This is a genomic window from Pseudonocardia sp. T1-2H (genome assembly GCF_038039215.1).
Lineage (GTDB): Bacteria > Actinomycetota > Actinomycetes > Mycobacteriales > Pseudonocardiaceae > Pseudonocardia.
Window position 1 is genome coordinate 4,326,694 of sequence record NZ_JBBPCL010000001.1, and the last position, 24,179, is coordinate 4,350,872.

General features: G+C 71.2%; 22 protein-coding genes and 1 pseudogene. 15 read left to right on the top strand and 8 right to left on the bottom strand.

The features are described from left to right. Positions 1–103: 103 nt before the first annotated feature. The 6 genes and pseudogenes from WBK50_RS21340 to WBK50_RS21365 form a co-directional block, all read right to left on the bottom strand. Positions 104–655: pseudogene (locus WBK50_RS21340) on the bottom strand (primary-amine oxidase); the annotation flags it as partial. Positions 656–1,429: 774 nt separating this feature from the next. Next, positions 1,430–2,128, bottom strand: a complete 699-nt coding sequence (locus WBK50_RS21345; RefSeq protein ID WP_341337304.1) for a GntR family transcriptional regulator — start codon at positions 2,126–2,128, stop codon at positions 1,430–1,432. 62 nt (positions 2,129–2,190) lie between these two features. After that, complete coding sequence (locus WBK50_RS21350) at positions 2,191–3,513, bottom strand: Nramp family divalent metal transporter (protein WP_341337305.1); 1,323 nt, start codon at positions 3,511–3,513, stop codon at positions 2,191–2,193. A gap of 34 nt (positions 3,514–3,547) precedes the next feature. Then, on the bottom strand, positions 3,548–4,009 hold the full coding sequence (locus tag WBK50_RS21355) for a Rieske (2Fe-2S) protein (RefSeq protein ID WP_341337306.1): 462 nt from the start codon (positions 4,007–4,009) through the stop codon (positions 3,548–3,550). Next, positions 4,006–5,127 carry an amidohydrolase family protein gene (locus WBK50_RS21360; protein ID WP_341337307.1) on the bottom strand — a complete coding sequence of 374 codons (1,122 nt, stop codon included), beginning with the start codon at positions 5,125–5,127 and terminating at the stop codon, positions 4,006–4,008. Before WBK50_RS21360 ends, WBK50_RS21355 begins: the two co-directional genes overlap by 4 nt. Next, the gene (locus WBK50_RS21365) at positions 5,124–6,221 is read right to left on the bottom strand and encodes an amidohydrolase family protein (protein WP_341337308.1); all 1,098 of its coding nucleotides are present in this window, start codon (positions 6,219–6,221) and stop codon (positions 5,124–5,126) included. Before WBK50_RS21365 ends, WBK50_RS21360 begins: the two co-directional genes overlap by 4 nt. 133 nt (positions 6,222–6,354) lie before the next feature. Between WBK50_RS21365 and WBK50_RS21370 the strand changes: the two genes are divergently transcribed. The 3 genes from WBK50_RS21370 to WBK50_RS21380 are packed head-to-tail and all read left to right on the top strand — an operon-like array spanning position 6,355 to position 8,579. Beyond that, positions 6,355–6,657 carry a 2Fe-2S iron-sulfur cluster-binding protein gene (locus tag WBK50_RS21370; RefSeq protein WP_341337309.1) on the top strand — a complete coding sequence of 101 codons (303 nt, stop codon included), beginning with the start codon at positions 6,355–6,357 and terminating at the stop codon, positions 6,655–6,657. A 24-nt stretch (positions 6,658–6,681) separates the two neighbouring features. Next, a complete protein-coding gene (locus WBK50_RS21375) occupies positions 6,682–7,623 on the top strand; it encodes an MBL fold metallo-hydrolase (RefSeq protein ID WP_341337310.1) in 942 nt (313 codons plus the stop codon). A 23-nt stretch (positions 7,624–7,646) separates the two neighbouring features. Continuing rightward, the gene (locus WBK50_RS21380) at positions 7,647–8,579 is read left to right on the top strand and encodes a fumarylacetoacetate hydrolase family protein (protein ID WP_341337311.1); all 933 of its coding nucleotides are present in this window, start codon (positions 7,647–7,649) and stop codon (positions 8,577–8,579) included. Between the two features lie 113 nt (positions 8,580–8,692). On the opposite strand, the gene WBK50_RS21385 is transcribed toward WBK50_RS21380, so the two are convergent. Further along, a complete protein-coding gene (locus WBK50_RS21385; RefSeq protein WP_341337312.1) occupies positions 8,693–10,285 on the bottom strand; it encodes a thiamine pyrophosphate-binding protein in 1,593 nt (530 codons plus the stop codon). A gap of 151 nt (positions 10,286–10,436) precedes the next feature. Between WBK50_RS21385 and WBK50_RS21390 the strand changes: the two genes are divergently transcribed. The 10 genes from WBK50_RS21390 to WBK50_RS21435 all read left to right on the top strand — a co-directional run bounded on the left by WBK50_RS21390 (position 10,437) and on the right by WBK50_RS21435 (position 20,411). After that, positions 10,437–10,958 (top strand): pyridoxamine 5'-phosphate oxidase family protein, encoded by a 522-nt coding sequence (locus WBK50_RS21390; protein ID WP_341337313.1) that lies wholly within the window; start codon positions 10,437–10,439, stop codon positions 10,956–10,958. A gap of 17 nt (positions 10,959–10,975) precedes the next feature. Continuing rightward, positions 10,976–12,109 (top strand): FAD binding domain-containing protein, encoded by a 1,134-nt coding sequence (locus WBK50_RS21395; RefSeq protein ID WP_341337314.1) that lies wholly within the window; start codon positions 10,976–10,978, stop codon positions 12,107–12,109. Between the two features lie 72 nt (positions 12,110–12,181). Further along, positions 12,182–12,925: a GntR family transcriptional regulator gene (locus tag WBK50_RS21400; protein WP_341337315.1), complete on the top strand. Its 744-nt coding sequence runs from the start codon at positions 12,182–12,184 to the stop codon at positions 12,923–12,925. A 157-nt stretch (positions 12,926–13,082) separates the two neighbouring features. Next, a complete protein-coding gene (locus WBK50_RS21405) occupies positions 13,083–13,694 on the top strand; it encodes a GAF domain-containing protein (protein WP_341337316.1) in 612 nt (203 codons plus the stop codon). 43 nt (positions 13,695–13,737) lie between these two features. Next, complete coding sequence (locus WBK50_RS21410) at positions 13,738–14,946, top strand: PucR family transcriptional regulator (RefSeq protein ID WP_341337317.1); 1,209 nt, start codon at positions 13,738–13,740, stop codon at positions 14,944–14,946. Positions 14,947–15,105: 159 nt separating this feature from the next. Further along, entirely contained in the window at positions 15,106–15,975 is an 870-nt protein-coding gene (locus WBK50_RS21415) for an FAD binding domain-containing protein (protein WP_341337318.1), read from the top strand. Positions 15,976–15,980: 5 nt separating this feature from the next. Further along, positions 15,981–16,499, top strand: coding sequence for a (2Fe-2S)-binding protein (locus WBK50_RS21420; RefSeq protein ID WP_341337319.1), 519 nt, complete (start codon positions 15,981–15,983; stop codon positions 16,497–16,499). After that, positions 16,496–18,949 (top strand): xanthine dehydrogenase family protein molybdopterin-binding subunit, encoded by a 2,454-nt coding sequence (locus tag WBK50_RS21425; RefSeq protein ID WP_341337320.1) that lies wholly within the window; start codon positions 16,496–16,498, stop codon positions 18,947–18,949. The genes WBK50_RS21420 and WBK50_RS21425 overlap by 4 nt, the downstream gene beginning before the upstream one ends. Positions 18,950–18,951: 2 nt before the next feature. Beyond that, positions 18,952–19,716: an SDR family NAD(P)-dependent oxidoreductase gene (locus WBK50_RS21430; protein WP_341337321.1), complete on the top strand. Its 765-nt coding sequence runs from the start codon at positions 18,952–18,954 to the stop codon at positions 19,714–19,716. Between the two features lie 8 nt (positions 19,717–19,724). After that, entirely contained in the window at positions 19,725–20,411 is a 687-nt protein-coding gene (locus WBK50_RS21435; RefSeq protein WP_341337322.1) for a cyclase family protein, read from the top strand. A gap of 71 nt (positions 20,412–20,482) precedes the next feature. Here WBK50_RS21435 and WBK50_RS21440 read toward each other — a convergent pair whose 3' ends face one another. Continuing rightward, a complete protein-coding gene (locus WBK50_RS21440; RefSeq protein WP_341337323.1) occupies positions 20,483–21,514 on the bottom strand; it encodes an alpha/beta fold hydrolase in 1,032 nt (343 codons plus the stop codon). Positions 21,515–22,114: 600 nt separating this feature from the next. On the opposite strand from WBK50_RS21440, the gene WBK50_RS21445 reads away from it, so the two are divergent. Both WBK50_RS21445 and WBK50_RS21450 read left to right on the top strand, forming a co-directional pair. Then, positions 22,115–23,260, top strand: a complete 1,146-nt coding sequence (locus WBK50_RS21445) for a His/Gly/Thr/Pro-type tRNA ligase C-terminal domain-containing protein (protein WP_341337324.1) — start codon at positions 22,115–22,117, stop codon at positions 23,258–23,260. 164 nt (positions 23,261–23,424) lie between these two features. Beyond that, on the top strand, positions 23,425–24,042 hold the full coding sequence (locus WBK50_RS21450) for a dihydrofolate reductase family protein (RefSeq protein WP_341337325.1): 618 nt from the start codon (positions 23,425–23,427) through the stop codon (positions 24,040–24,042). The last annotated feature ends 137 nt before the right edge of the window (positions 24,043–24,179 follow it).

Genomic DNA, 24,179 nt, shown 5'->3' on the forward strand with positions numbered 1-24,179 from the left:
GGGTCATCAGCTCGGGCATGTAGTTCCCGGGCTGCGGTGGGAGCGGGACGACTCCGTGGTCCTGGACGTCGACGACCTCCATGCGGTCCAGGTCGACCACGACGAGCAGGCCCTCGACGGGGCGCGCGTAGCCGTTGTCGTCGGGGCCGGAGCGGATGAAGGTGAGGGGTCGGATCAGCCGACGGCCCGGATCGGTGTCCTCGCTGAACCCGGTGGCCCACGGGTCGAGCATGGCCAGGCTGAAATCGGTGACGCCCCGCTTGCGGACGGCCTCCTGCCAGCGCGGATCCGCGCGGGTGAGGTCCTCCGCGGCGAAGAACTCCTCCAGCATGATGCTGGGCTGGATCCCCGAACGCTCGTTCCACGACTCCACGGTCGAGCTCGTCAGCGACACGACGGCCTCGATCGTGCGGCTGGTCGCCCGGTCGTAGAGCACGAGGAACGAGCGGCGCTCCAGAGCGGCTCCGGGCCCGCTCCCCAGCAGCTCCGCCTTGGCCGGCTCGGCCAGCGACACCGATACGAAGCGCGTGCTGGGCGGAGCTCGACGTTGCGCCCGCAGAATGCCCACCGCCGCGGTGACCTCCTTGGCGGACAGCGGATCCAGAGGATGGGCGGTCACAGGGCGGGTCGTGGTCTGCTGCAGGTCAGTCACCATGCGGTTCTCCACTCAGCGTCGCCGAACGCCTGCCTCGTTGCAGACTCGGCCTGCCCCGGACTGTCGCACCGCCGACGCTCTCGCAGAAGACCCCTCGTCCCCATTTGGGAAAAGCAGTCCACGACATTCTCATTCCAGCTCGGCCGACCGACGCCACGCGACCCTCGCGCGGCTGCACGAGATCTCGAACCTGGCCTGGACGGGCCGAGAGCGAGACCTCCACGACCCCGGCGAGCACCGGTCGTCATCGCCGGCCCGATCAGCCCGTCCCGGTCCTGGTCGTGCCGGGCCTCGCCGAGCAACCGCGTCGCCTCCTCGACCGTCGGCGGATGAGGCTCCGGCGCCTTCAGGGACGGGGGCTCGACCTGCGGGAGCCGGCCGGCCGGCAGCCGGCGCCACCGGACCGCCTTCGTGAACGCCCCGTCAGCACAAGGGCACGTGCCGGATCGTCCTGTCCGACAGCGGCCGGCTCTGCGGCACTGGGGCCTCCGGCACCGCTCCTCGCAGGCGTGCGGACCTGTGATCCGGTGATCGATGATCTTCCTGCGACGGCGCAGTGGACGCGGTATCGACGGAGCTCCGCGTACAGCGGGTCGAGGGCGTCGGATCGACGGCGCCGGGCTTGCGATGCCCGATCGGCCGTCGCCGCCGTCCAACGTGCAGTCTCTCGTTGATCACCCGTGTGCGAATCGCGCCCGCCTGCGTGGCCACCTCGGGGCCGGCAGGCACGAGCCCTCTCGCGAGCGGTCCGTCTGGTCCCCCCTGGAGCCGACGCTAAGGACTTTCAGTGTCCAGTTCCAGCGCCGAAGCGGCGTGTACGACGTGCTGACGCGTGAGCGCCTCCGCCCGGACGGGGTCTCCGGCCTCGACGGCCGCGAGGATCTCCCGGTGTTCGGTGTGCTCGACCGAGCCGAACGGCCGAACGCCGCCCCGCCACACCTCGGCGACCTGCAGCGCGAGCGCGATGAGGTCCTGCATGCGGTCCAGTTGTCCCGTCACCAGGTCGTTGTCCGCGTCGAGGTACAGCTCTCGATGGAAGCGCCGATTCGCCAGGTTGAAGCCGACCTGGTCGTCGGCTGCTGCCGCGGCCTCGGCCTCCTTGAGCGCCGCGCGGGCGGCGTGCGGGTTCCCCGGGCCGTTGCGCTCCGCAGCGCGGCCCACCGCCCAGGGCTCGAGCAGCAGGCGGAGCTCGTAGATCTTGCGGACCTCGTCGGCGGACAGCGACCGGACCACGGCCCCGAGGTTGCGCGACATCACGACCAGCCCCGAGGAGGTCAGCCCGATCAACGCCTCGCGCACGGGTGTCTTCGACACCCCCAGCATCGTCGCGAGCTGGCGCTCGACGAGCGTCTGCCCCGGCCGCAGCCGGCCCGCCAGGATCGCGGCGCGCAGCGACTCCGCGACGAGGTCGGAGCGGGTGATCACCTGGCCCAGGCTCAGCGTGCCGTCACCACCCTGGGTCGCCGTCACCACGCCGCCCACCCTTCCCAGCCCACCGGACAACGTCCGGGCCAGGATACCGAGACCCCCGGTGCTCAGGCTGCCAGTTCCAGTAGCCCTCGCACCGTGCTGTAACTCGCCCACAGACCCACCAGGCCCACCCCGCAGAGCAGCACGTTCGTCCACCATCGGTTGGTGTACCCCGCGGCCATCCGACGCCGGTCGTTGGTGAGCACGATCGTGCCGATCATCAGCACCGGCGCGAGCAGGCCGGCCGTCGCGCTGCCGATGACCGTCATGGACAGCGCCTCGGGGAAGAGCGGCAACGCGAACACCACCGGAACCAGGACCATGACCCCGATCTGCAGCGGCTTGAACAACGGGTCCGCCTTGGGCTCGGGATACTGCGCCGCGCGCTCCGTGGCCGATCGGTGCACGCCGCGGAACAGGATCTGCGTGTAGCCCGAGGCATAGGCGGAGAAGGAGCAGAACGCGACGAAGAACAGGCCGACCCAGAGCAGCCACGGCCCGATCGCCCCGATCGCGGTGCCCATCATCGCCGCCAGGTCCGGCAGCGTCTTCACGGTGCCACCCCGCGCATGCAACACCTGTGCGCCGACGATCCAGATCGACAGGTTGACGACGATGACGGCGACGACCCCGAGCAGGAGGTCGAGGTGCGCGATTCGTATGAATCCCGGACCTGACCAGCCCTTGTTGCGAATGAACTCGGGGTACATCAGGTTGCCGGCGGAACCGCCTACGACGCCGATGATCGCGGCGGCGACGAGCAACGTTCCGAACGGTCCCTGGTCGGGTGGCAGCCCGAACGCCAGTCCGCGGACCACCTCACCGGCATCCGGCCCAGACAGCGCCGCAGCCGTGACGAAGGTCAGCACGAGCACCCCGACCTTGACCCGGGCGATGATCTCGAGCGTCCGGTAGTGCTCGCGCCGCGCAAGCATGACGGCGGTGATCGCGACGACGAGCACGGTCCAGCCGAACACTCCCCAGCGCTGGCCGCCGAGGCCGCCGGACAGATGGAAGAGGGCGGTTCCGGCGGTCACGGCCAGGAACGTCTGCAGGATGAAGCCGGAGAGGAACGCGAGCACGCCGATGGTCGCGGGAAGGTGCCGCCAGAGCGCGCCGAACCCCTCCAGCACGGACCGGTCCCCCACGACATTGCACAACGCGTACCGCGCGATCGCAGCGGTGAAGAAGTAGCGGCAGATCAGGGCCAGCGCGAGCGCCCACATCAGCCCGTATCCGTAGTTGCCGCCCGAGACAGCGGAGCTGACCAGGTCGCCGGCCCCGAGCCAGGACATGGCCACCAGCAGCCCGGGCCCCAGGTTGCGCAGGTACTGCCCCACCGTGGTGGGGGCGGCCGGCCCGATCGTTCCTCGTTGAACATCGGTCATCTGGCACTCCTCGATCATGTGACCTCCGCGGAGGTCACAACTCGATGATCACGTACTCCTCGGTCGCCCGGACCGGGTACGTCTCGGCGGAGTACGGCCCCTTCTGCAGTCCGGCCGCCGCGAGCCTCTCCTCTTCCGCCAGCAGCTCTGCACCCGCGACGAGTCGGGCGTCGTAGCGCCGCACCCGGGTCTTCTGGGGGTCGAACCACGACTGCCCCGTACGGATGTCGAACTCCCACTGGTGCCACGGACAGCGGAGGAACTCCCCACGCCGTAGGTACTCGTAGTGACCCGGCCCCTCGGATCGCACGAACCCCGAGCGCACCCCGGCGCACAGCGGGCCGCCGGCATGGGGACAGGCGTTGCGGACGGCGAAGTACTCGCCGTCGAGGTTGAACACCCCGATCGAGCGGCCCTCGACCTCGACGATCTTGCTGCCGCCGGGCGGGATCTCCGCCGCCTTCGCGACGACGACGTGACGGTGCTGCGCGCTCATGCGCCGAGGGCGTAGTAGTCGAGCGCGTTCCCCCGCATGATCCTGGCCCGCATCTCGTCCGGGAGCTTGGTCTGGAACGCGCGCTGCGGGTGGTCGAAGTCCCAGTGCGGGTAGTCCGTGGAGAACATCAGGATGTGCTGCCCGATCTCCTCGATCAGCGCCAGCAGGTCGGCGGGACGTTCGGGCTCCTCGATGGGCTGGGTGGTGATCCGGACCCGGTCGCGCAGGTACTCCGACGGCAGCCGTTGCAGGTCGGGCACCTCGACGCGCAGCCGGTGGTAGAGGGCGTCCAGGCGCCACATCAGCGGCGGGACCCAGGCGAACCCGCCTTCGATGAGCACGACCTTCAGCTCCGGGAACCGGTCGAACACCCCGTCCATGATCAGGCTCGTGACCTGCGCCTGGAACGCCACGGACATCGCGGTGTGGTCCTCGATGTAGAAGGAGGGCCAGCCCGCCGAGGTGATCGGGGCACCGGTCGTCGAGGCGAAGTGGATGCCCACCGGCAGGCCGCACTCCTGCGCTGCGTCGTAGATGGGCCAGTACCGGCGCTTGCCCAGCGGCGCCAGGGTGCGCGGGAACAACAGCACCTGCACGAACCCGGAGTGGGCCGCTGCGGCCCGGCGGATCTCCTCGGCCGCCAGCTCCGGGGCCTCGAACGTGACCGTGATCGAGGCGCGCAGCCGGGCGTCGCGCTCGAGCCAGTGCTCGACCTGCCAGTCGTTGACCGCTCGGGCCAGTGCTGCGCCGTAGCCCTCGTTGCGCTGCTCAGCAGCGCGGTACAGACAGTTGAGGATGGCGCGGTCGATGCCGTAACGGTCCAGGAGCTGCTCACGCATGAAGTCCAGATCCGAACCCGGAATTCCACCGCCCGGCGGCCATGCGTCGGTCCGCGACCCGCCGGCCGGACTGACCTTGGGGTAGACGTAGCCGGCCTCGTAGGGCGAGTACGTACGCGGACCGACGTGGTCCATGTGCTCGAGCCAGCGAGCCGCGAGATAGGGGCGCAGGGCTGCGTCGCTCGGAACGGCGTTGTGCACGTCGCAGTCGACGATGCCCGTACCGGGCCCTCCGCTGCGCGGCCCCGCCGCTGTCGGGTCGGTCAGCAGGTCGGTCATACCGCAGCTCCCTGCAGGATCGTCGGGTACGTCGCCAGCGCGTTGTCCCGCAGCACCTGCCGGCGCTCGGCCGGGGACAGGAACTGCAGCAGTGACTGCTGGGGATCGCGGTGGTGCCAGTGCGGGTGGTCGCCGGAGTAGAGCAGCATGTCCACCGAGCCGATCTGGTCCAGGAACCTCGGCAGGTGCTCGCGCGCCTGCTCCGTGCCCAGCGGCCCGTCGAACGGCGCGGTGCTCAGCCGCACGTGCCGGCGGATCACGACCGACGGGCGGTCGACGACCCACGGGATCTCCCGACGCAGGCCCTTCCAGTTCTTGTCCAGGCGCCACATCAACGAGGGCAGCCAGGTCACCCCGCTCTCCAGCAGCACGACCTTCAGCGCCGGGAACCGGGCGAAGACGCCCTCGCAGACCAGGCTCGTGAGCTGTGACTGCATGGCCAGTGCCGCGCCGGCGTACTCCTCCAGGTACGTCGAGGGCCACCCGATCGGCAGCGGTGGATTGCCGCCGGCAACCCCGGGGTGAATGCCGACGGGCAGCCCGGCCGCCGCTGCGGCCTCGTAGATCGGCCAGAGCGCCCGGTTGCCCAGCGGTACCTGCGAGTTGGCCAGCAGCAGGACCTGGACGAAGCCGCCGTGGCCGGCCAGCCGTTCGATCTCCTGCGCAGCACGCTGCGGGTTCTGCGACGGAACCACGATCGAGGCGCGGTAGCGAGGGTCGGCGGCGAGCCAGCGCTGCGCCTGCCAGTCGTTGAGGGCGCTCGCCATCGCGACCGCCCAGTCCTCGTTGTGGATCGGCTGCACCGCGTAGAGGCAGTTCAGGATCGCGACGTCCACGCCCCGGTCGAGGACCTGGGCCTGCACCAGCTCCGGGTCGGCTGCTGGAGTTCGACCGCCAGATCTGCTCTCGGGCGTGGCGGAAAGGGCGGCCCTTCCGGGGTAGAACGCCGGCGAAAGGCCGGCCACCCCGTGCTCCACGCAGTAGTCGCTCCACCGCTGCGGGAGGTAGGGAAACAGCTCCGCGATGTCGTCGACCGCGTTGTGCACGTCGCAGTCGATCGCTCCGAACCCGGCGACGGGTGTCACAGACGTCATGAGCCGCTCCTGCCTCATTGCCGGCGGTATCTTGGAATACCAGCATCCCAATCGCTCCTCCGTCAAGCTCCCCCACGGCTCCCCCGCGCAATCACGCCGGTCCCGGGGCATCGGTCGAGGACGGTGAGTAGCGATGACCGCCACAGAGGGCCCCGACGCAGCCGGGGCGCCACCCGCACGCCGGCTGACCTGCACGGTGAACGGACAGCACCGCACCGTCGAGTGCGAGGACCGGCAGCTGCTGGTGGAGGTGATCCGCGAGCAGCTGAACCTCAAGGGCACCCACATCGGGTGCTTGAACGGTGACTGCGGTGCCTGCACCGTCGAGCTCGACGGCCACATCATCGCCGGCAACCTGTGCCGCTGCACCGGCTACCAGCGCATCGACACGTCCATCCGCGACGCCGCCGCCCGCTCCCGGGCGTCCGGCAGCTGACCGCACCACCGACGAGGGGATCCGATGAGCACGTCCACACCACCGCCCGGGGTCGCCATCACCGACGCGCGGTTGCAGGAGGTGGCGGAGAACGTCTTCGCCTACATTCAGCCCGATGGCACCTGGTGGATCAACAACACAGGCTTCCTGGTGGGCAGGGCCGGGGTCGTCAGCGTGGACGCGTGTTCCACCGAGGCCCGCACCCGCGCCTACCTCGACACGATCGCCGCGGTCACCGACCAGCCCGTGCGCACATTGATCAACACCCACCACCACGGCGACCACACGTTCGGCAACTACCTGTTCCGCGGCGCCACGATCGTCGGCCACGAGCGGATCCGGGAGGAGATGCTGGCCTTCGGGCCGCCCCGCTCCGCCCCCTTCTGGCAGGACGTGGACTGGGGTGACGTCGAGCTGGCCCCGCCCTTCCTGACCTACACCGACCAGGTGTCGGTGTTCGTCGACGACCTGCGCTGCGAGCTGCGGCACGTCGGCACGCCCGCGCACACCACCAACGACTCGATCCTCTGGGTCCCCGACCACGCACTGCTGTTCAGCGGCGACCTCCTGTTCAACGGGGGCACCCCGTTCCTGCTGATGGGCTCGATCTCGGGCGCGATCGAGGCCGTGGCGGGGCTGAAGGAGCTGCCGGCCACGACGATCGTGCCCGGCCACGGCGAGGTCTGCGGACCCGAGCTCATCGACACGGTGCTGGGCTACCTCCGCTTCGTCAGCGACACCGCGCGGGAGGCCAAGGCCGCCGGGCTCTCCCCGCTCGACGCGGCCCGCGAGGTCGATCTCGGGCGCTTCGCCGAGTGGCTCGACGCAGAGCGGATCGTCGGCAACCTGCACCGCGCCTACGCCGAGCTCGACGGCGCCGAGCGCGGGGCGCGGATCGACCTGGCCGCCGCGCTGGCGGACATGGTGACCTACAACGGCGGCAACCCGCTCACCTGCTACGCCTGAGGACGACGACCCCGAGGACGACGATGCGCTGGACCACCTATCTCTCTCCGACTGACGGGCAGCAGCACGTCGGTCTCGTACGCGACGGGACCATCGCGGGGCTCCGCCGTCCGGACCGGCTGCTGGACCTGCTCGGCGACGACGGCCGGCGACTCGCCGAGGCCGCACGGGAGATCGGCTCCGACCCGCTGGACGTGATCGCCGAGGACGCGGCAACGCTATGTGCGCCCGTTCCGGTACCGCCCTCGATCCGCGACTTCATGGCCTTCGAGGAACACGTCGTCACCTCGATGGCCGCGCTCGGCAGGACCGTCGACCCGGTCTGGTACGAAATCCCCGTCTTCTATTTCAGCAACCCCGCGGCCGTGCGGGGACCGCACGACGACATCGAGGTCTCCCCGGGCTCGCGTCAGTTCGACTACGAGCTGGAGGCCGCGGTGGTGATCGGGCGACCCGGGTCGAACATCCGGGTCGAGGACGCCGAGTCGCACATCGCGGGCTACACGGTCCTGTGCGACTGGAGCGCCCGCGACCTGCAGGACCACGAGATGCGGCAGGGCCTCGGCCCGGCGAAGGGCAAGGACGGGGCGACGAGCCTGGGGCCCTACCTCGTCACCCCCGACGAGCTGCAGGATCGTCGCCGCGGGGAGAGCCTCGAGCTGGCCATGACCGCCACCGTGAACGGCACGCAGTACAGCTCCGGGAACCTGGCCGCCCTGCACTGGTCGTTCGCCCAGATGATCTCCTACGCCTCCCGGGGAACGACGCTCCGACCCGGCGACGTCATCGGGTCCGGCACCGTCGGCACCGGCTGCATCCTGGAACTCTCCCGGGTGCACGGCGAGCAGGCCTACCCGTGGCTGTCACCGGGGGACGAGGTCGTGCTGGAGATCGAACGGCTCGGCGCCGTCCGGACCCGGATCCTGCCCGCCCCGGAGGTCGTCCCGCTGCGCTGACGGGGCGCTCAGCCGGACAGCATGTCGGCGATCACGTTCTGGGTGCGGGTCATGTGCGCCTGCATCGCCGCGGAGGCAGTGTCGGGATCGAGGGCCTCTCCTGTCCGGCCCCGCTACCCTCGAATGGTTCGGATCACGTGACGGTATGAGGCTGGGTCGATCCTGGCGTCTACGACGAGCGGTCCTCGCGCCGACGATGCGAGAGCGCGGCGCAGCCCGTCGATGTCGTCGACGACCACCCCGCGCACTCCCATCGCGACGGCGACCGCCGCGAAGTCCGTCGCCCGGTAGGTGATGGCCGGCGCCCCGCCCTGCGCGGCGCGCTGCTTCAGGGCGATGAGGGTGAGCGCCGCGTCGTTGAAAACCACGACCGTGACGTCGAGCGCCAGGCGGGCGAGGGTCTCGATCTCGGCCATGGCCATGCCCAGCCCGCCGTCGCCGGTCAGGCAGGCCACCCGGCGCCCCGGCCGGGCCAGCGCGGCCCCGATCGCCGCGGGGAGTGCGAATCCCATGGTGGCAAGGCCGTTGGAGATCAGCACCGGATCGGGACCGTTCGTCGCCCACACCGGCATCGTGACGAGCATGTGCGCGCCGGCGTCGACTGTGAGCAGGGCGTCACCGAGCGATCCTCGGGCGGTCCGGACCACGTCGAGCGGGGTCAGGGCGCCGTTCGGGGTCGCGGGGTGCTCGCCGAGGCGGTGGAGGGTGGCCGCGTTCGCGGTGCTCCCGGCTCCGGACGGCCATTCCGGCGCGGCTGCCCCGACGAGGGCGGGCAGCAGCGTCGCGTAGGGGCCGACGAGCAGCAGCGGGTCGCCGAAGTAGCCGGTCTCGACCGGGTGCGTATGCACGAGGACGACCGCGGCGTCCCCCGGCCAGGGGCCCGGCATCGGCTCGACGGGATCCAGGCCGACACCGAGGACGAGGTCGGCCCGCTCGAGCAGCGGCCGTTCCAGCGCCGCACCCGTGAAGAGCCCCGCGAAGGTGGGCCAGGACTCCGGCACCACCCCCTTCGCTTCGTAGGTGACCAGGACCGGGCAGTCGAGGCCGGCGAGGGCCTCGCGGAGGGCGGCACCCTCGCGGACCGCGTCCACCCCGACGATCACGACCGGGTGCCGCGATGCGGTCACCAGCTTGCGTGCGGTCGCGAGGTCCTGCGGATCGACGGTGGAGCGGGGTGACGGTGCGGGCGGCGCATCGCCGGGGGTCGTCGGGTCGAAGGCCAGGTGCACCGCGCCGGCCGGGGCCTCGAGCGCCAGCCGGGCGGCCGCCGTGACGACGTCCTTCGGGTCCGTGTGGCCGAGGGTGCCGCTCCACTTCGTCAGCGGTGTAGCCGCGCCGACCTGGTCCAGCCGCTGGTGCGCGGTGCGGTCCGCCGACGCCGCCGTGACGGTGTCGCTGATCAGGAGCAGCGGCGCCCGGTCGAGCGTCGCCTGCGCGAGCCCGTTGGCGGCGCTGGTCAGCCCGGGCCCGCGGGTCACCACGGCCACACCGGGCGTACCGGTCAGCCGGCCGTAGGTCGAGGCGGCGATGCACGCGGCCGTCTCGCCGTGGGTGAGGACGAAGTCGATCCCGCGCTCGGCGGCGGCACCGATCATGTCGAGGTTGGGGCCGCCCCCGGGCACACCGAAGATCCGCTCGGCGCCCGCGTCGCGCAGACCCTCGGCCAGTGCGTCGGCCAACGCCCGGGACGTGGTCGGACCGCCCACTCCCCACCTCCGATCTGTTGACACTTCCACGGTGGGAGTCACAGTAGCGACGGCGTCGGAACAGTTCATGATCTGGACAGGACAAGGGTCGATCGATAGTTTCCTGCCGAACTGTCTGCAGTAGCCGCACATCGATGTGAGGGAGCTCAGGATGGCGATCACGGTCGCGAAGTTCCGGGACGTCGCGGACGGGACTCAGCCCGGCCAGTTCGAGGTCGGTGACCACGCCTCGGTCACCAGCCTGGGCGACCTCGACCCGATCTACAAGCAACTGCTCGACGAGCCGGTCACCGCCGTCGTGTCCGTCACCGGTTCCACCGGGCGGTCGAACCTGACGCCGGTCTGGTTCGACTACGAGGGCGACACGGTACTGCTCAACCTGGCGACGCACCGCAGGAAGGTGGACTGGCTGCGCAAGGCGCCGCAGGCCACCTTCCTGCTGATGAACCCGGCCAACGCCTACCACTGGATCAGCATCAAGGCCACGGTCGTCCGCGAGGTCTCCGAGGACGACCCGGAGGAGGGCCCGCGCGTCACGGCCCAGCTCGACCGGATCTGGACCAAGTACACGGGCAACCCCGGTCCCTACGCGCTACGCGACCCGGGTCGTGACGAGCGCCGTGTCCTGTTCGAGCTCGAGGTCGACTCGATCGCGACCTTCGGCCGCCCTTGAGCAGCCGATGCGACGGCATGCCGTCGGTCGCGGTCGTCGGCGGTTCGCTCGGAGGCCTCACCGCTGCGCTGCTGCTGCGCGACATCGGCTGCGACGTCACGGTCTTCGAGCGGTCGCGGGCGACGCTGCAGGCCCGCGGGGCCGGCATCGCGGTCCTGCCCGAGACCGTGCGCTACCCGGTCGAACGGTTGGGCCTCCCGGTCGAGCAGATCACCTCGAGCACCGAGTGGATCCGCTTCCTCGACCGGGACGGCTCGGTGGGCCACGAGCAGCGCCACCGGTACCGCTTCTCGTCGTGGAACACCATCTACGGCACCCTCCTCGATGCCTTCGGCACCGAGCACTACCGGCTGAGCCGCGACATGACGTCGTTCGCCGACGAGGTGGGCGGCGTGAGCGTGCGCTTCGCCGACGGCGACGAGGTGCACGCCGATCTGCTGGTCTGCGCCGACGGCATCGGCTCGCACGCCCGGTCGACGCTGCTCCCGGACGTGGCGCCGCGCTACGCCGGCTACGTCGCGTGGCGCGGCACCGTGCCCGAGCGCGAGCTCGACGGGGCCACGTTCGAAGCCCTGCACGACGCGCTGACCTATCAGGTCCTGCCCGGCAGCCACATCCTCGCCTACCCGATCCCCGGGCCCGACGGGGCGATCGACGTGGGCGACCGGCTGATCAACATGGTCTGGTACCGCAACGTCGCGGAGCCCGACCTGGCCGCGTTCCTCACCGACCGCGACGGGCAACCCCGATCGGTGTCGCTGCCGCCGGGTTCGGTGCGCGACGAGCTCGTCGACGAGCTGCGGCTTCGCCGCCGCGCTCGTGGCACCGCCGATCGCGGAGATCGCCGCCCGCATCCGGGAGCCGTTCGTCCAGGCGGTGTTCGACATCGAGGTGCCGCGCATGGTGTTCGGCCGGGCCTGCCTGCTCGGCGACGCCGCCTTCGCTGTCCGCCCGCACGCCGCGGCCGGAACGGCGAAGGCGGCGGAGGACGGCTGGGCCCTCGCCACGGAGCTCGAGGCCGCGGGCGGGGACGTGCCCAAAGCGCTCGCCGCCTGGGAGGTCTCGCAGCTCGCGCTCGGCTCGCAGCTGCTCGAGCGCAACCGGGAGATCGGCGACAGCTCGCAGTTCGGCGGCACCTTCCGGCCCGGTGATCCGCGGCTGATCTTCGGGCTGCACGGCCCGGGACGGTGACGCCGGTGGCGACGGCGGGGAGCATTCACCGAGTGCAGGAGAATGCGGTCACCGGCCGGCTGGTCGTCCCGGGCGCCCGCGACGCCACCGACGTGATCCACGCCGACCTGCGGGGTCGCATCCTCTCCGGCGACGTGTCGGCGGGTGCGGAACTGTCGCAGGCGCGGATCGCGAAGGACCACAGGGTCAGCCGCGGGCCCGTGCGCGAGGCCTTCCGGCTGCTGCAGCGCGAGGGCCTGATCGAGGTGGAGGTCAACCAGCGGGCCCGGGTCACGGACCTGTCGGTGGACGAGGTCGAGCACCTCTACGCAATGCGGGTGTCGAACGAGACCCTGGCCCTCGGGCTGAGCGTCCCCCGGTTCTCCGCCGCCGACCTCGACGAGCTCGACCGCCTGGTCGACGCGGTCGCCACCGCCGAGGCGCAGGGCTTCGATGCGTGGGAGGACCAGCACCACCGCTTCCACATGCGCCTGGTGGCGCACGTCGGGGAGCGCATGCTGCGGTCGATGACCCAGTGGGCCGAGCACACCGGGCGCTACCGCAAGATCTACGTGAGCAGGGACGGCAGCGGCCGGACGCTCGGCGCCCGCGAGCATGCGGAGCTCGCCCGGCTCTGCCGGGAGCGCGACGCAGGCGCCGCCTCGATGCTGCTGGCCCGCCACCTCTCGCGCGCGGGCCTGGCGCTGATCGCCTCGATGGATCCGGCCCACGAACCGGCACTGCTCCGCGCCGCCATCCGGCAGGCGCTCGCCGCGGCAGAGAGGACCAACCCCTGACGGACCAGCTCACTGCTCCGGCGCCGGTCGCGGTCGCGAAGCGCTGGCGGCCGGTGCGCAGGCCTGGCTGGACGCGCTCGCGGCGCACCGGGCCGAACACCACCGCTGACGACCGGAGGGTCTTGCCGGTCCGATCCTGCCCCGGCACAGTGCTCGGGTGGGTGCACCGGAGGTGCCGTCGACACTGCGCTCGTGGATGAGCGTGGTGGGCGAGATCGCGCGGGCCGCCAACGCCGCGGAACCGCTCGACGGGGTGCTCGCCACGGTCGCCGAGCAGGCCTGCGCGCTGATCGGCTTCGAGTACTGCGCGGTGATGCTCGCCGAGCCCGACCGCGAGCACCTGCGGGTGGCCGGCTCGTCGGGGCTGTCGCCTGACTACGTCGCCCTGGTCAGCGACACCGGGTCGTTGCTCATCCACCCGGCGGGACCTCACCTGGACTCGCCCGCCGCCGCGGCCTTCCGCGGCGGGCGCACCGTGGCCGTCCCCGATGTCGGTAGCGCCGTCCGCTTCGGGCGGCTGCGGCACCTGGCACCCGAGCAGGGCTACCAGGCGCTGATCGCGGCGCCGCTGCACGCATCCGACTCCGGGACCCTCGGCGTGATCGTCGCCTACTCGGTGGCCGCCCGGGAGTTCGGCGCTCCGGAGATGGAGCTCATCGAGCTGCTCGCCGACCAGGCCGCGCTGGCGCTGGAGACCGCGCGGCTGCGCAGCGACCAGCAGAACGTGATCACCGAGCTTCTCCCGGGCGAACGCCGAGCTGCACCGTAGCCGCGCCGCGACGGAATGGGCCGAGCAGCAGCACCGCAGGCTCATGCGGCTGGTGCTCGACGAGGTCGGGCTGGCCGGGCTGGTCACCGCGCTGGCCGAGACGCTCGGCGCGTCGGTCACGGTCGAGGACCGCCACGGCAAGGTGCTCGCGCGAGCACCCGAGAGCGGCTACCACCCACCGCCGGACGGTGCGGCGCGCCGGCGCCGACCGGTCCGGGCGGCGCTGGACATGCTGGCCCGCCAGAACGAGGTGGTGGAGGTGTCCGCCGATCGCCGAGGCCGCCCGGGGGCGTCGGCGATCGGGCACCCCGTCGGTGAGGCCTACGGCGTCTGGGTGGCGCCGGTGGTGGTCGGCGGCGAGCTCGCCGCGCGGCTGTGGGTGACCAACCCGCGCGTGGCGCCCGAACCGGTGGAGCGCCGGGTGATCGAGCGCTTCGCGCTGGTGGTGGCGCTCGAGGTGCTCAAGCAGCAGTACCTGGTGGACGTCGAGGAGCGGCTGTCGGGTGACCTGATCGGCGACCTGCTCCACCCGGGCGGCCCCCTGCACCCGCAGGGCGTGCTGGACCGGGCGGCCGCCCTCGGTCACGACCTCTCTCGTCCGCACGTCGTCGCCGTGCTCGCGCTCGACCCGCCCGGGCCTGCCCCGCGGCTGGCCGAGGTCGTGCATTCGGCTACGCGTCAGGTCGCGCGACCGCTCGTCGGGCCGCACGAGGACGTCCAGGTCCTCCTGTTCCCGGACGGGCCCGGCCTCGACGACGTGCTGCGCGGCATCATCGCCCAGATCGAGCACGCCCTGCCCGAACGGACCGCCACGATCGCGGTCGGCCCGGTCGCGGTCGGGCTCACCGACCACGGACCTGCGTACCGGGTGGCCCGTGGCGCCGTGCGGCTGCGGAGCGCCGCGCGACCGGGCGGGCTCGTCGACGTCCGCGACCTCGGGCTGGCCGCGCTCCTCCTGGAGGACGGCACGCCGGACGCGCTGCGCCGGTTCGCCAGGAACCTGCTGCGGCCCGTCGTGGCCCACGACGTCCGGCGCGGCGGCGACCTGCTCTCGACGTTGCGGGTGTGGCTCGCGGCGGACTGCTCGGCCTCGGCCACCGCCCGCACGCTGGTCGTCCACCCCAACACGGTGGCCTACCGGCTCGCGAGCATCGAGAAGCTCACCGGACGCAGCCTGCGCCGCAGCGACACCCGGCTGGACCTCCAGCTCGCCCTGACGGTGCGCGACATCGTCCGCATCGAGGGCCGGTAGCGCCACGCCCGCGGCGCGCACGTTGTCAAACCACCCAGCACATGTCCGGTTCTTCTGGAGGCCTGCACATGGCCCGCCGGTCCGTCGACTCGACACGATCGACGCGCCTGCGGCAGCACCGTGTTCTGCCGCCGGCGTCCGGACGACGAGGAGGTCGCCGTGAAACCGCCCCCGTTCCACTACGCCGCGCCGACGAGCGTGGCCGAGGCCCTCGAGCTGCTGGGCGCCCACGCCGACGACGAGGCGCGGGTGCTCGCCGGCGGACAGAGCCTCGTGCCGCTGATGAACTTCCGGCTGGCCCAGCCGGGGCACCTCATCGACCTGCGACGCATCGAGGAGCTGACACGGATCCGCAACGAGGGTGACACGCTCGTGATCGGCGCGATGGTCCGCCAGTCGCACGCCGAGCACTCACCCGAGGTCGCGCTCGCCGCACCGTTGCTGGCCGAGGCGCTCGGATACGTCGCGCACCCGCCCATCCGCAACAGCGGCACGGTCGGCGGGAGCATCGCGCACGCCGACCCGGCCGCCGAGCTGCCCGCCGTCGCGCTCGCGCTGGAGGCGGATCTCGTCGTGGCCGGCCCGCAGGGGACGCGCACGATCCCGGCCGCCGACTTCTTCCGCGGCCCGTTCTCGACGGCCATCGAGCCCGGCGAGATCCTCACCGAGGTGCGGATCCCGCACAGGAGAGGCGGGCATGCCTTCGTCGAGTTCGCCCGCACCCACGGCACCTTCGCGCTGGTCGGCGTCGCCTGCGTCCTCGAACTGGACGGCGACGCCGTCTCCCGTGCGTCGGTCGGGCTGAGCGGGGTGGCCGGCACCCCGGTGCGCGCCGCCGCCGCCGAGCGGGCGCTGACCGGCACGGTGCCCGATGCGGCGTCGGTTCGCGCGGCCGCGGACGCCGCGATCGCCGAGCTCTCGCCGTCCGGAGACGTGCACGGCGGCACCGAGACCCGCACCGACGTCGCGCGCAGCTACCTGCGACGCGGCGTCGAACTGGCACTGACCCGCGCCCAGGACCGGAGGTGAGTCCCGTGGACAGAGGCACGGTGGACAAGCACGACGTGACCCTGACCGTCAACGGCCGTACGAGCACCGTGTCGGTGGAACCGCGCAAGCTGCTGGTCGACGTGCTGCGCGAGGAGCTCGGGCTCACCGGCACCCACGTCGGCTGCGAGCACGGCGTCTGCGGCACGTGCACCGTGCTGCGCGACGGCGAGAGCATCCGCTCCTGCACGACGTTCGCGGTGCAGGTCGACGGTGCGGAGATCCGCACCGTCGAGGGGCTGGCGAAGGGCGCCGAGCTGCATCCGCTGCAGGACGGGTTCTGGGACAAGCAGGGCCTGCAGTGCGGCTACTGCACACCCGGGATGCTCATGCGGGCCTGTGAGATCGTCGAGCGGAACCCCGACGTGACGCACGACGAGGTCCGCGAGGGCATCGCGAGCAACCTCTGCCGGTGCACCGGCTACCAGTTCATCACCGAGGCCGTGTGCGCCGCCGCGGCGCGGATGAAGGCCGACTCCGCCGAGACCACGGGAGCGCAGGCATGACCACCGTCGATCGCCCCGCGACGCCTCCCGTCCGCACGCACAAGGAAGGCCGCAAGTGGGTCGGGCAGTCGATCCGCCGCGTCGAGGACCCGAAGTTCCTGCGTGGGCGCGGCGGCTACATCGGCGACATGACGCTGCCCGGCATGCTGCACGCCGCCGTGCTGCGCAGCCCGCACGCGCACGCGGTGATCACGGGAATCGACGTCGTCGAGGCCCTGGCCTCGCCGGGCGTCCACACGGTGATCACCGGCGAACGGGCCGCGCAGTTGTGCGACCCGCTTCCCGACTTCGGGCCCGACCCGGCCAAGCACACCTGGCGCTGCCTCGCGGTGGACAAGGTGCGCTACGTGGGAGAGGGCGTCGCCGTGGTGGTCGCCGACAGCCGCTACCTCGCCGAGGACGCGCTCGCGCTGATCGAGGTGGAGTACGAGCCGCTGCCCGCCGTCGTCGACCCGGAACGGGCGCTGGAGGACGGCGCCGCGCTCGTCCACGACGACCTGGGCTCCAACTGCGCCTACGACCGCACGTTCGACTTCGGCGACGTCGAGCGCGACTTCGCCGAGGCCGACGTGATCGTCACCGACCGGTTGCGGTGGCGCCGCTCGGGCGGCCAGCCGCTGGAGACGGTCGGCGCCGTCGCGGACTTCGACCACGCCACCGGCGAGCTCACCGTGCACACCAACTCGCTGAGCTTCACCAGCTACCTGTTCATGGTCGCCGGCACGCTGAAGATCCCGGCCAACAAGCTCGACGTCCGGCCCGTACCGGCCGGCGGCAGCTTCGGCTCGAAGCTGTTCGCCACCAAGCCTTCGGTGATCGCCGGGATGTGCTCGCGCGAGGTGGGCCGGCCCGTCCAGTACCTCGAGGACCGCGTCGACAACATCTCCAACTGCGACCACCACGGCTCCGACCGCGTCTACGACGTGCGGCTGGCCCTGATGCGCGACGGGACCCTGCGCGGGATCGACATCGACACCGTCGACGACTACGGCGCCTACATCCAGTTCGGCGTCGGCCACCACGGCAACGCGCTCGCGCAGGTCGTCGGGCCCTACGCCATGACGAGCGTGCGCTACCGGGTGCGCGCGGCGATGACGAACAAGAACCAGCAGGGTGCCTATCGCGGCTTCGGCTCCGAGGTGAACAACTGGATGCTCGAGCAGATGGTGGACAAGGCCGCTCGCGAGCTCGACCTCGACCCCGTCGAGATCCGGCGGCGCAACTTCATCCGCGAGTTCCCGCACTTCATCCCCACCGGCAATGTCTACGACTCCGGCGACTACGACGCCGTGCTGGACAAGGCGCTCGAGCTCTCGCAGTACGAGCACTGGCGCTCGGAGCAGACGAAGGCCCGTGAGCAGGGCCGCTGCATCGGCATCGGGCTGATCACCGCGCAGGAGCGGTCGGTCTTCTCGGCCACGGAGTTCTGGTTCTGGTTCGACGAGCCCGGGGCGCCGGTGACGTCGATGCCGGAGAGCGTGACCCTCAAGGTGGACGCTACCGGCGGGATCACCGCCACGCTCTACTCGTGCGCGTTCTGGGGCAACTCGCCGGAGACGATGGTGGCCCAGCTCGTGGCGGAGGAGTTCGACTGCGACCCGCACTCGGTGTCGATCGTCTACCAGGGCAGCAAGAACGGCCTGCCGGCGACGGGTCCGGGCGGTTCGCGCACGACGGTGATGCTCGCCGGCGCGGTCGAGGGCGCCACGGCGAAGATCAAGGCCAAGGCGCTGCGCGCGGCCGCGCACCTGATGGAGGCCGATCCGGACGACCTGGAGTGGGTCGACGGCGGCTACCAGGTCAAGGGCGTGCCCGAGCAGCGCAAGACGCTCGCCGACATCGCGATCATGCTCCACCTGTTCAAGCACAGCTTCCCCGAGGACATGGAGTCCGGGCTGGAGGAATCCAAGGTCTTCGACCACCCGTACACCACGATGCCCTCGGCCGACCGCAAGGATCTCGGCGTCTTCTACCCGTTCATGGGCCACGCCTGTCACGTGCCCGTGGTGGAGGTCGACATCGAGACGGGTGCTGTCTCGTTCCTCGCCTACGCGGCCGTGCACGACTGCGGCACGCTGGTGAACCCACGCTCCTTGGCCGGCCACATCGTCGGCGGCACCGCGCAGGGCATCGGGACGGCGCTCTACGAGGAGTTCGTCTACGACGACGACGGGCAGCTGCTCACGTCCAGCTACCTCGACTACCTCATCCCGTCGGCGATGGAGGTGCCGGAGCTGAAGATCGGCCACCACGAGACCCCGTCGCCGTACACGCTGCACGGCATCAAGGGCGGTGGCGAGGGCGGCCGGATGATGGCGCCGGCAGCGATCAACGTGGCGGTCAACGACGCGCTGGCGCACCTGGGCGTCCGCGTGACGGAGCTGCCGATCACCCCGGACCGCCTGCGCGCGGCCATCCGCGCCGCCGGGTCCGCTCGCGGGTCGGGGTGACGGTGCGCGTCGCCGTCGTCACCGGGGCCAACCGCGGTATCGGGCGCGCCGTCGCCGTCGCGCTCGGTGCCGCGGGATTCGCCGTAGCCGTCACGGCGCGGGACCCCGCGACGCTGAAGGAGACGGTCGACGACGTCGAAGCAGGCGGCGGCAGGGCGCTCGCGCTGGCCTGCGACGTCCGCGACGAGGCGTCGGTGGCGGCCATGGCGGACGCCGCGCGCGAGCTCGGCCCCGTGCACACCGTCGTCGCCAACGCCGGGATCGCCGGGCCGACCGCACCGCTGCACGAGATCGCGCTCGCCGACTGGCGCGACTGCGTCGCCACCGACCTCGACGGCGTGTTCCTCACCTTCCGTGCGTTCGTCCCCGCGCTGATCGCGGCGGGGGCGGGCAGCCTGATCGCGGTCTCGTCGATGACGGGCAAGCGTCCGCTGCACGGCCGCACGCCCTACGCGGCCGCGAAGATGGGCGTGATCGGCCTGGTGCGGACGCTCGCGCTGGAGCTGGGGCCGCACGGGATCCGTGTCAACTCCGTCTGCCCGGGCGCGGTCGCCGGCCCTCGCATCGACGACGTGATCGCCCGCCAGGCGGCCGCACACGGCATCAGCGAGGCCGAGGCGCTCGCCGGCTTCACCGGGTCGTCGCCGCTGGGCCGGCTCGTCGAGGCGAGGGAGGTGGCCGCTGCGTGCGCGTACCTCGCCTCCGACGCCGCGGCGGCGATCACCGGCGAGGACCTGAACGTGACCGCAGGCGTCGTGATGTATTAGGAGTGGACATGCAGCTGATCGACCTCTCGCAGGACATCTACGAGGGCATGAAGGTCTACCCGGGGCACCTCAAGACCGTGCAGTTCGACCACGCCACGCACGAGGAGACGGCTCCGCGCTTCGACAGCGGGTTCTCGTTCCAGACCACCGGGTTCATGCTCAACGACAACGGGCCGACGCACGTCGACTCCTTCTCCCACCTCGACCCGGACCCCTCCGCGGAGACGATCGAGAAGATGTCGCTGGAGCTGTTCTACGGCACCGCCGTGTGCCTCGACGTCACGGAGTTCAAGCCCCAGACCGACATCACCGCCGAGGACCTCGACCGGGTCGTCGACGCCTCCCCTGTGGACGTGCAGCGCGGCGACATCGTGCTGTTCCACACCGCCACATGGAACAGGTACAACGGCGACAAGCGCTACCTCAGTGAGTTCGCCGGGCTCGGCGCGTCGGCCAGCGAGTGGATCGTGGAGCGGGGGATCAAGACGTTCGGCGTCGACAGCCCGACGCCCGACAACCCGGCGAGCACGAGCTACCCGTGCCACATGATGTGCCGCCGCGAGCACATCACGCACTACGAGAACCTGGCCAACCTGGACAAGGTCGTGAATACCCGGTTCACGTTCGTCGGGTTCCCGCTCAAGCTGCAGGGTGCGCACGGCGGGCCGACGCGGGCCGTCGCGCTGGTCGGGTGAGCCGTCGGCGAGAAGGGAATCTCGGCCGACCACGGCAGGGCTCGGCTTGTCGGGCCCGGGCCGAAACTCCGTCAGCCCGAGTGGCCCTGGGTCGGGTCGGCTCGATCAGCCCCGATGACCAACGATCGGATGAGGCCGGCGATCGTGGCCGGCGCCTCCTCCGGTAGGTAATGTCCGCATCCAGCCAGCACACGACCATCCACGTTCGGCCAGAGTGCCGCCACCTCGTCGATCATCTGCTGGCCGCGACCGGTCTCACCACTGACCACGAACACCTCCCGGTCGAAGCTCGACGCTGCCACCGTGGCCCGAACGGCGTCGATGGACTCGGCCAGTGCATGGTAAAAGCCGAACGCTGCATCGAGAACATCCGTCTCGCCGTATACCGCCGCGAAATAGTCGATGCGGCTGTCGGGGAAGATATCGGGTGTGCCGCTCTTCGATCGCAGGAACCAGGCGAGGAAAGCGCGCAACTGTCCGGCTATGAGAACCCTCGCAGCGTCGGTATGAGCATGGAGGTGCATGTGCCAGAGGGGACTGTCCGGCCGGAGCGCGAGTGCCGCCGGGTCGCTGATACCGGGAAGAAAGGCGTCGATCAGCATCAGTTCGGTCAGTTGCTGCGGGCGGGCGGCCGCGAATGCCGCGGCGACCCACGCGCCCACGTCGTGGCCGACGACCGTCACCGGCCCGGCGATCCCGGAGATGGTCATGACGCTCGCAAGCCAGTCGGCGAGCGCGGGGGTGGACGATCCGCCGGGCCAGCTCTGTGAGGCGCCGATACCTGGCAACACCGGCACCACCACGTCGTAGGTGTCGACGAGATCCGCCATGACTCCCGACCAGACGGTCCAGTCCTGTGGGTATCCGTGCAACAGGACAACCGGCCGACCGGTCCCGCCACGCACGACGAACGTGCTGGTCCCGTCCGCCGCCAGGACGTCGTGCCCTCGGAACCCGAGCTCCGTGAGGGGTTCCGGGATCTGTCGCATCAAGGACTCGACGTGTCTCGCCGGGTTCGGCTGCCGGGAAGAGGGCGACGGCAGTGAGGCGGCCATGGGGTGCTCCCTCGTCAGCGCGGATCGTGCACGGTTCCGGCACAGCATGATGGCGTGCCGCCGCGGATGGACCGGACGAAAAAGCAGGCGCCGCCTTCAGCATCGTCGACCCCGGCGCAGCCAGGCGTTTCCCGCCCGACACTGTAGCGGCACCCGGCCGTTGGACCTGGTCTCATGATTCGCTGTCGCTCGGTCGCCTCGACCCTGTCGGCGAGCGCCCTCCGGGTCCGCCGGCGATCAACGGGCCGAGCCGCGCCCTCGGTGCAGCAGCTCGGCGCGTCTTCGTCCGGATAACGGTTTGCTCGCTCGGCTACCGTCTCTGCTGTCAGCTCGCCCGCTTTCCGACGTGCCACCGGCACGCAAGAAGAGGCAGCACCGTGGCCAAGGCCGTACTCACCCCGCAGGCGGAGAACTTCCCCGCCTGGTATCAGGACGTCGTTGCTCGCGCCGAGCTGGCCGAGAACGGTCCGGCGCGAGGGACCATGGTCATCCGGCCGTGGGGCTACGCGATCTGGGAGCCATGCAGGCCGACATGGACCGGCGGATCAAGTCGACCGGCGCCCACAACGCTGCGTTCCCGCTGTTCATTCCCATGAGCTACCTGGAGAAGGAGAAGCAGCACGTCGAGGGCTTCTCCCCGGGCTCGCCGTGGTCACCCACGGTGGCGGGGAGCAGCTCGCTGAGCCGCTGGTGGTGCGCCCCACCTCCGAGACGGTCATCAACCACTACTTCGCCAGATGGATCCAGTCCCACCGGGACCTACCGCTGATGCTCAACCTCTGGAACAACGTGGTCCGCTGGGAGCTGCGGCCCCGGTTGTTCCTGCGCACCACCGAGTTCCTCTGGCAGGAGGGCCACACCGCCCACGTCACCTACGAGGACGCGGTCGAGGAAACCCGGCGCATGCTGGAGGTCTACCGGCAGTTCATGGAGGAGTTGCTGGCGATCTCGGTCGTGGTGGGAGAGAAATCGCCGGGCGAGCGCTTCGCCGGCGCCGACCAGACCTTCACCTGCGAGGCCCTGATGCGCGACGGTAAGGCGCTGCAGATGGGGACCAGCCACAACCTGGGCCACAACTTCGCGCGCGCCTTCGACATCCGGTACCTGGCCGCCGACGGCGAGCGCCGCCACGCCGCCACCACCTCCTGGGGCACGTCCACCCGGATGATCGGCGGAATGATCATGGTCCACGGCGACGATCACGGGCTACGCCTGCCCCCGGCGATCGCGCCGCACCAGGTGGTGGTCATGCTGCTGGACGAGGAGAGCGAGGCCGCCGAGGCGGCCGAGCGTATCGAGGCGGAGCTGCGCGTCGCCGGCGTCCGCACGCACCTCGACGCCCGCACCCACACCTCGTTCGGACGCCGCTCCGTCGACTGGGAGCTGAAGGGCGTCCCCGTCCGGATCGAGCTGGGCGCGCGGGAGCTGGCCTCCGGCCGGGCCACTCTGGTCCGCCGCGACAACCGCAGCAAGAGCTCCGTTCCGCTGGACGGCGCCGCACGCGCCGCCGCGAGCCTCCTCGACGAGATCCAGCAGGTGCTGTTCGCGGCGTCGCGCACCTTCCGCGAAGAGCACACCTACCCGGTCACCGACTTCGACGAGTTCACGCAGCGCGTCGGCGACGGAGGGCTGTTCCTCGCCGCCTGGTCCGGCACCGAGGAGTCGGAGCAGGCCCTCCGCGAGGACAGCAGCGCCACGATCCGCTGCATCGTCGACGCCGACCCGCCCGCACCCACCTGTCTGATCACCGGCCTGCCCGCCCGGCACACCGTGCTGATCGGCCGGGCCTACTGATACCGAGTAGCCCATGAACGCTTCCACGCAGGAGCAGCGCGCTGCTCGGTCCGGTACCACCGTCTCCGCCCACTGTGCGGCAGTCGCCCCCGACGGACCGATGAGTTTCCCGCTGGCGGCGGTCTACCTGGTAACCACACAACGTCACCGAAGGGACCACCGCGATGGCGAACATCGTCTCCACCCTCTTCCTCTCCCTCGACGGCGTGGCCGAGATCGCCGAGGACTGGCACTTCCCGTACTTCGACGAGAACATGGGTCGCGCCGTCGACGAGGACTACACCGCGGCCGATGTCCTACTGCTCGGCCGCGTCACCTATGACAGCTTCGCCGGTGCCTGGCCCGACCGCGAATCCGCAGGCGAGGACGACGCCGCGTTCGCGAAGTCGCTCGGGGACCGTCGCAAGATCGTCGCCTCGCGCACGCCGCTGGACTTCACGTGGCGCAACTCCGAGCTGATCGAAGGCGACCTCGTCGAGGCCGTGACCGCGCTCAAGACCGACCCCGGCGTTCAGAGCATCCTGATCCCCGGCTCCATCTCCGTGGTTCAGCAGCTCCTGGCGGCCGGACTCATCGACGAGCTGCGCTTGCTGGTGCACCCCGTGGCGGCGCGCAGTGGCAAGCGACTCTTCGACGAGGGGAACGCCCGGTACCCCCTGCGCCTGCTGAAGTCCGAGACGTTCCCCACGGGCGTGGTCCGCCTGCTGTACGCGCCCGCCCCGGGGCCCGGCGAGACGACCTACGAGGACGTCAAGGGCATGGGCCCGGGCACGCTCGAATGACGTCCTGCGCCCCACACCGCCCCCGTCGGAGAGCCGATCGAACGCCGAACCCGTCCGCCGTCGACCTGGCCGCGGCGGTCGGGTCGAGTCGCAGCGCGCCGCGCACGTGCGGCAGGGCCGGGAGGAGGTGAAGGGGC

Excerpts from the sequence above, each read along its gene's own strand:
- WBK50_RS21380 (WP_341337311.1), top strand. The coding sequence starts at position 7,647 with ATGCGCTGGACCACCTATCTCTCTCCGACTGACGGGCAGCAGCACGTC.
- WBK50_RS21395 (WP_341337314.1), top strand. The coding sequence starts at position 10,976 with ATGCCGTCGGTCGCGGTCGTCGGCGGTTCGCTCGGAGGCCTCACCGCT.
- WBK50_RS21370 (WP_341337309.1), top strand. The coding sequence starts at position 6,355 with ATGACCGCCACAGAGGGCCCCGACGCAGCCGGGGCGCCACCCGCACGC.
- WBK50_RS21360 (WP_341337307.1), bottom strand. The coding sequence starts at position 5,127 with ATGACCGACCTGCTGACCGACCCGACAGCGGCGGGGCCGCGCAGCGGA.
- WBK50_RS21365 (WP_341337308.1), bottom strand. The coding sequence starts at position 6,221 with ATGACGTCTGTGACACCCGTCGCCGGGTTCGGAGCGATCGACTGCGAC.
- WBK50_RS21425 (WP_341337320.1), top strand. The coding sequence starts at position 16,496 with ATGACCACCGTCGATCGCCCCGCGACGCCTCCCGTCCGCACGCACAAG.
- WBK50_RS21450 (WP_341337325.1), top strand. The coding sequence starts at position 23,425 with ATGGCGAACATCGTCTCCACCCTCTTCCTCTCCCTCGACGGCGTGGCC.
- WBK50_RS21410 (WP_341337317.1), top strand. The coding sequence starts at position 13,738 with ATGCGGCTGGTGCTCGACGAGGTCGGGCTGGCCGGGCTGGTCACCGCG.
- WBK50_RS21355 (WP_341337306.1), bottom strand. The coding sequence starts at position 4,009 with ATGAGCGCGCAGCACCGTCACGTCGTCGTCGCGAAGGCGGCGGAGATC.
- WBK50_RS21440 (WP_341337323.1), bottom strand. The coding sequence starts at position 21,514 with ATGCTGTGCCGGAACCGTGCACGATCCGCGCTGACGAGGGAGCACCCC.
- WBK50_RS21350 (WP_341337305.1), bottom strand. The coding sequence starts at position 3,513 with ATGACCGATGTTCAACGAGGAACGATCGGGCCGGCCGCCCCCACCACG.
- WBK50_RS21375 (WP_341337310.1), top strand. The coding sequence starts at position 6,682 with ATGAGCACGTCCACACCACCGCCCGGGGTCGCCATCACCGACGCGCGG.
- WBK50_RS21435 (WP_341337322.1), top strand. The coding sequence starts at position 19,725 with ATGCAGCTGATCGACCTCTCGCAGGACATCTACGAGGGCATGAAGGTC.
- WBK50_RS21390 (WP_341337313.1), top strand. The coding sequence starts at position 10,437 with ATGGCGATCACGGTCGCGAAGTTCCGGGACGTCGCGGACGGGACTCAG.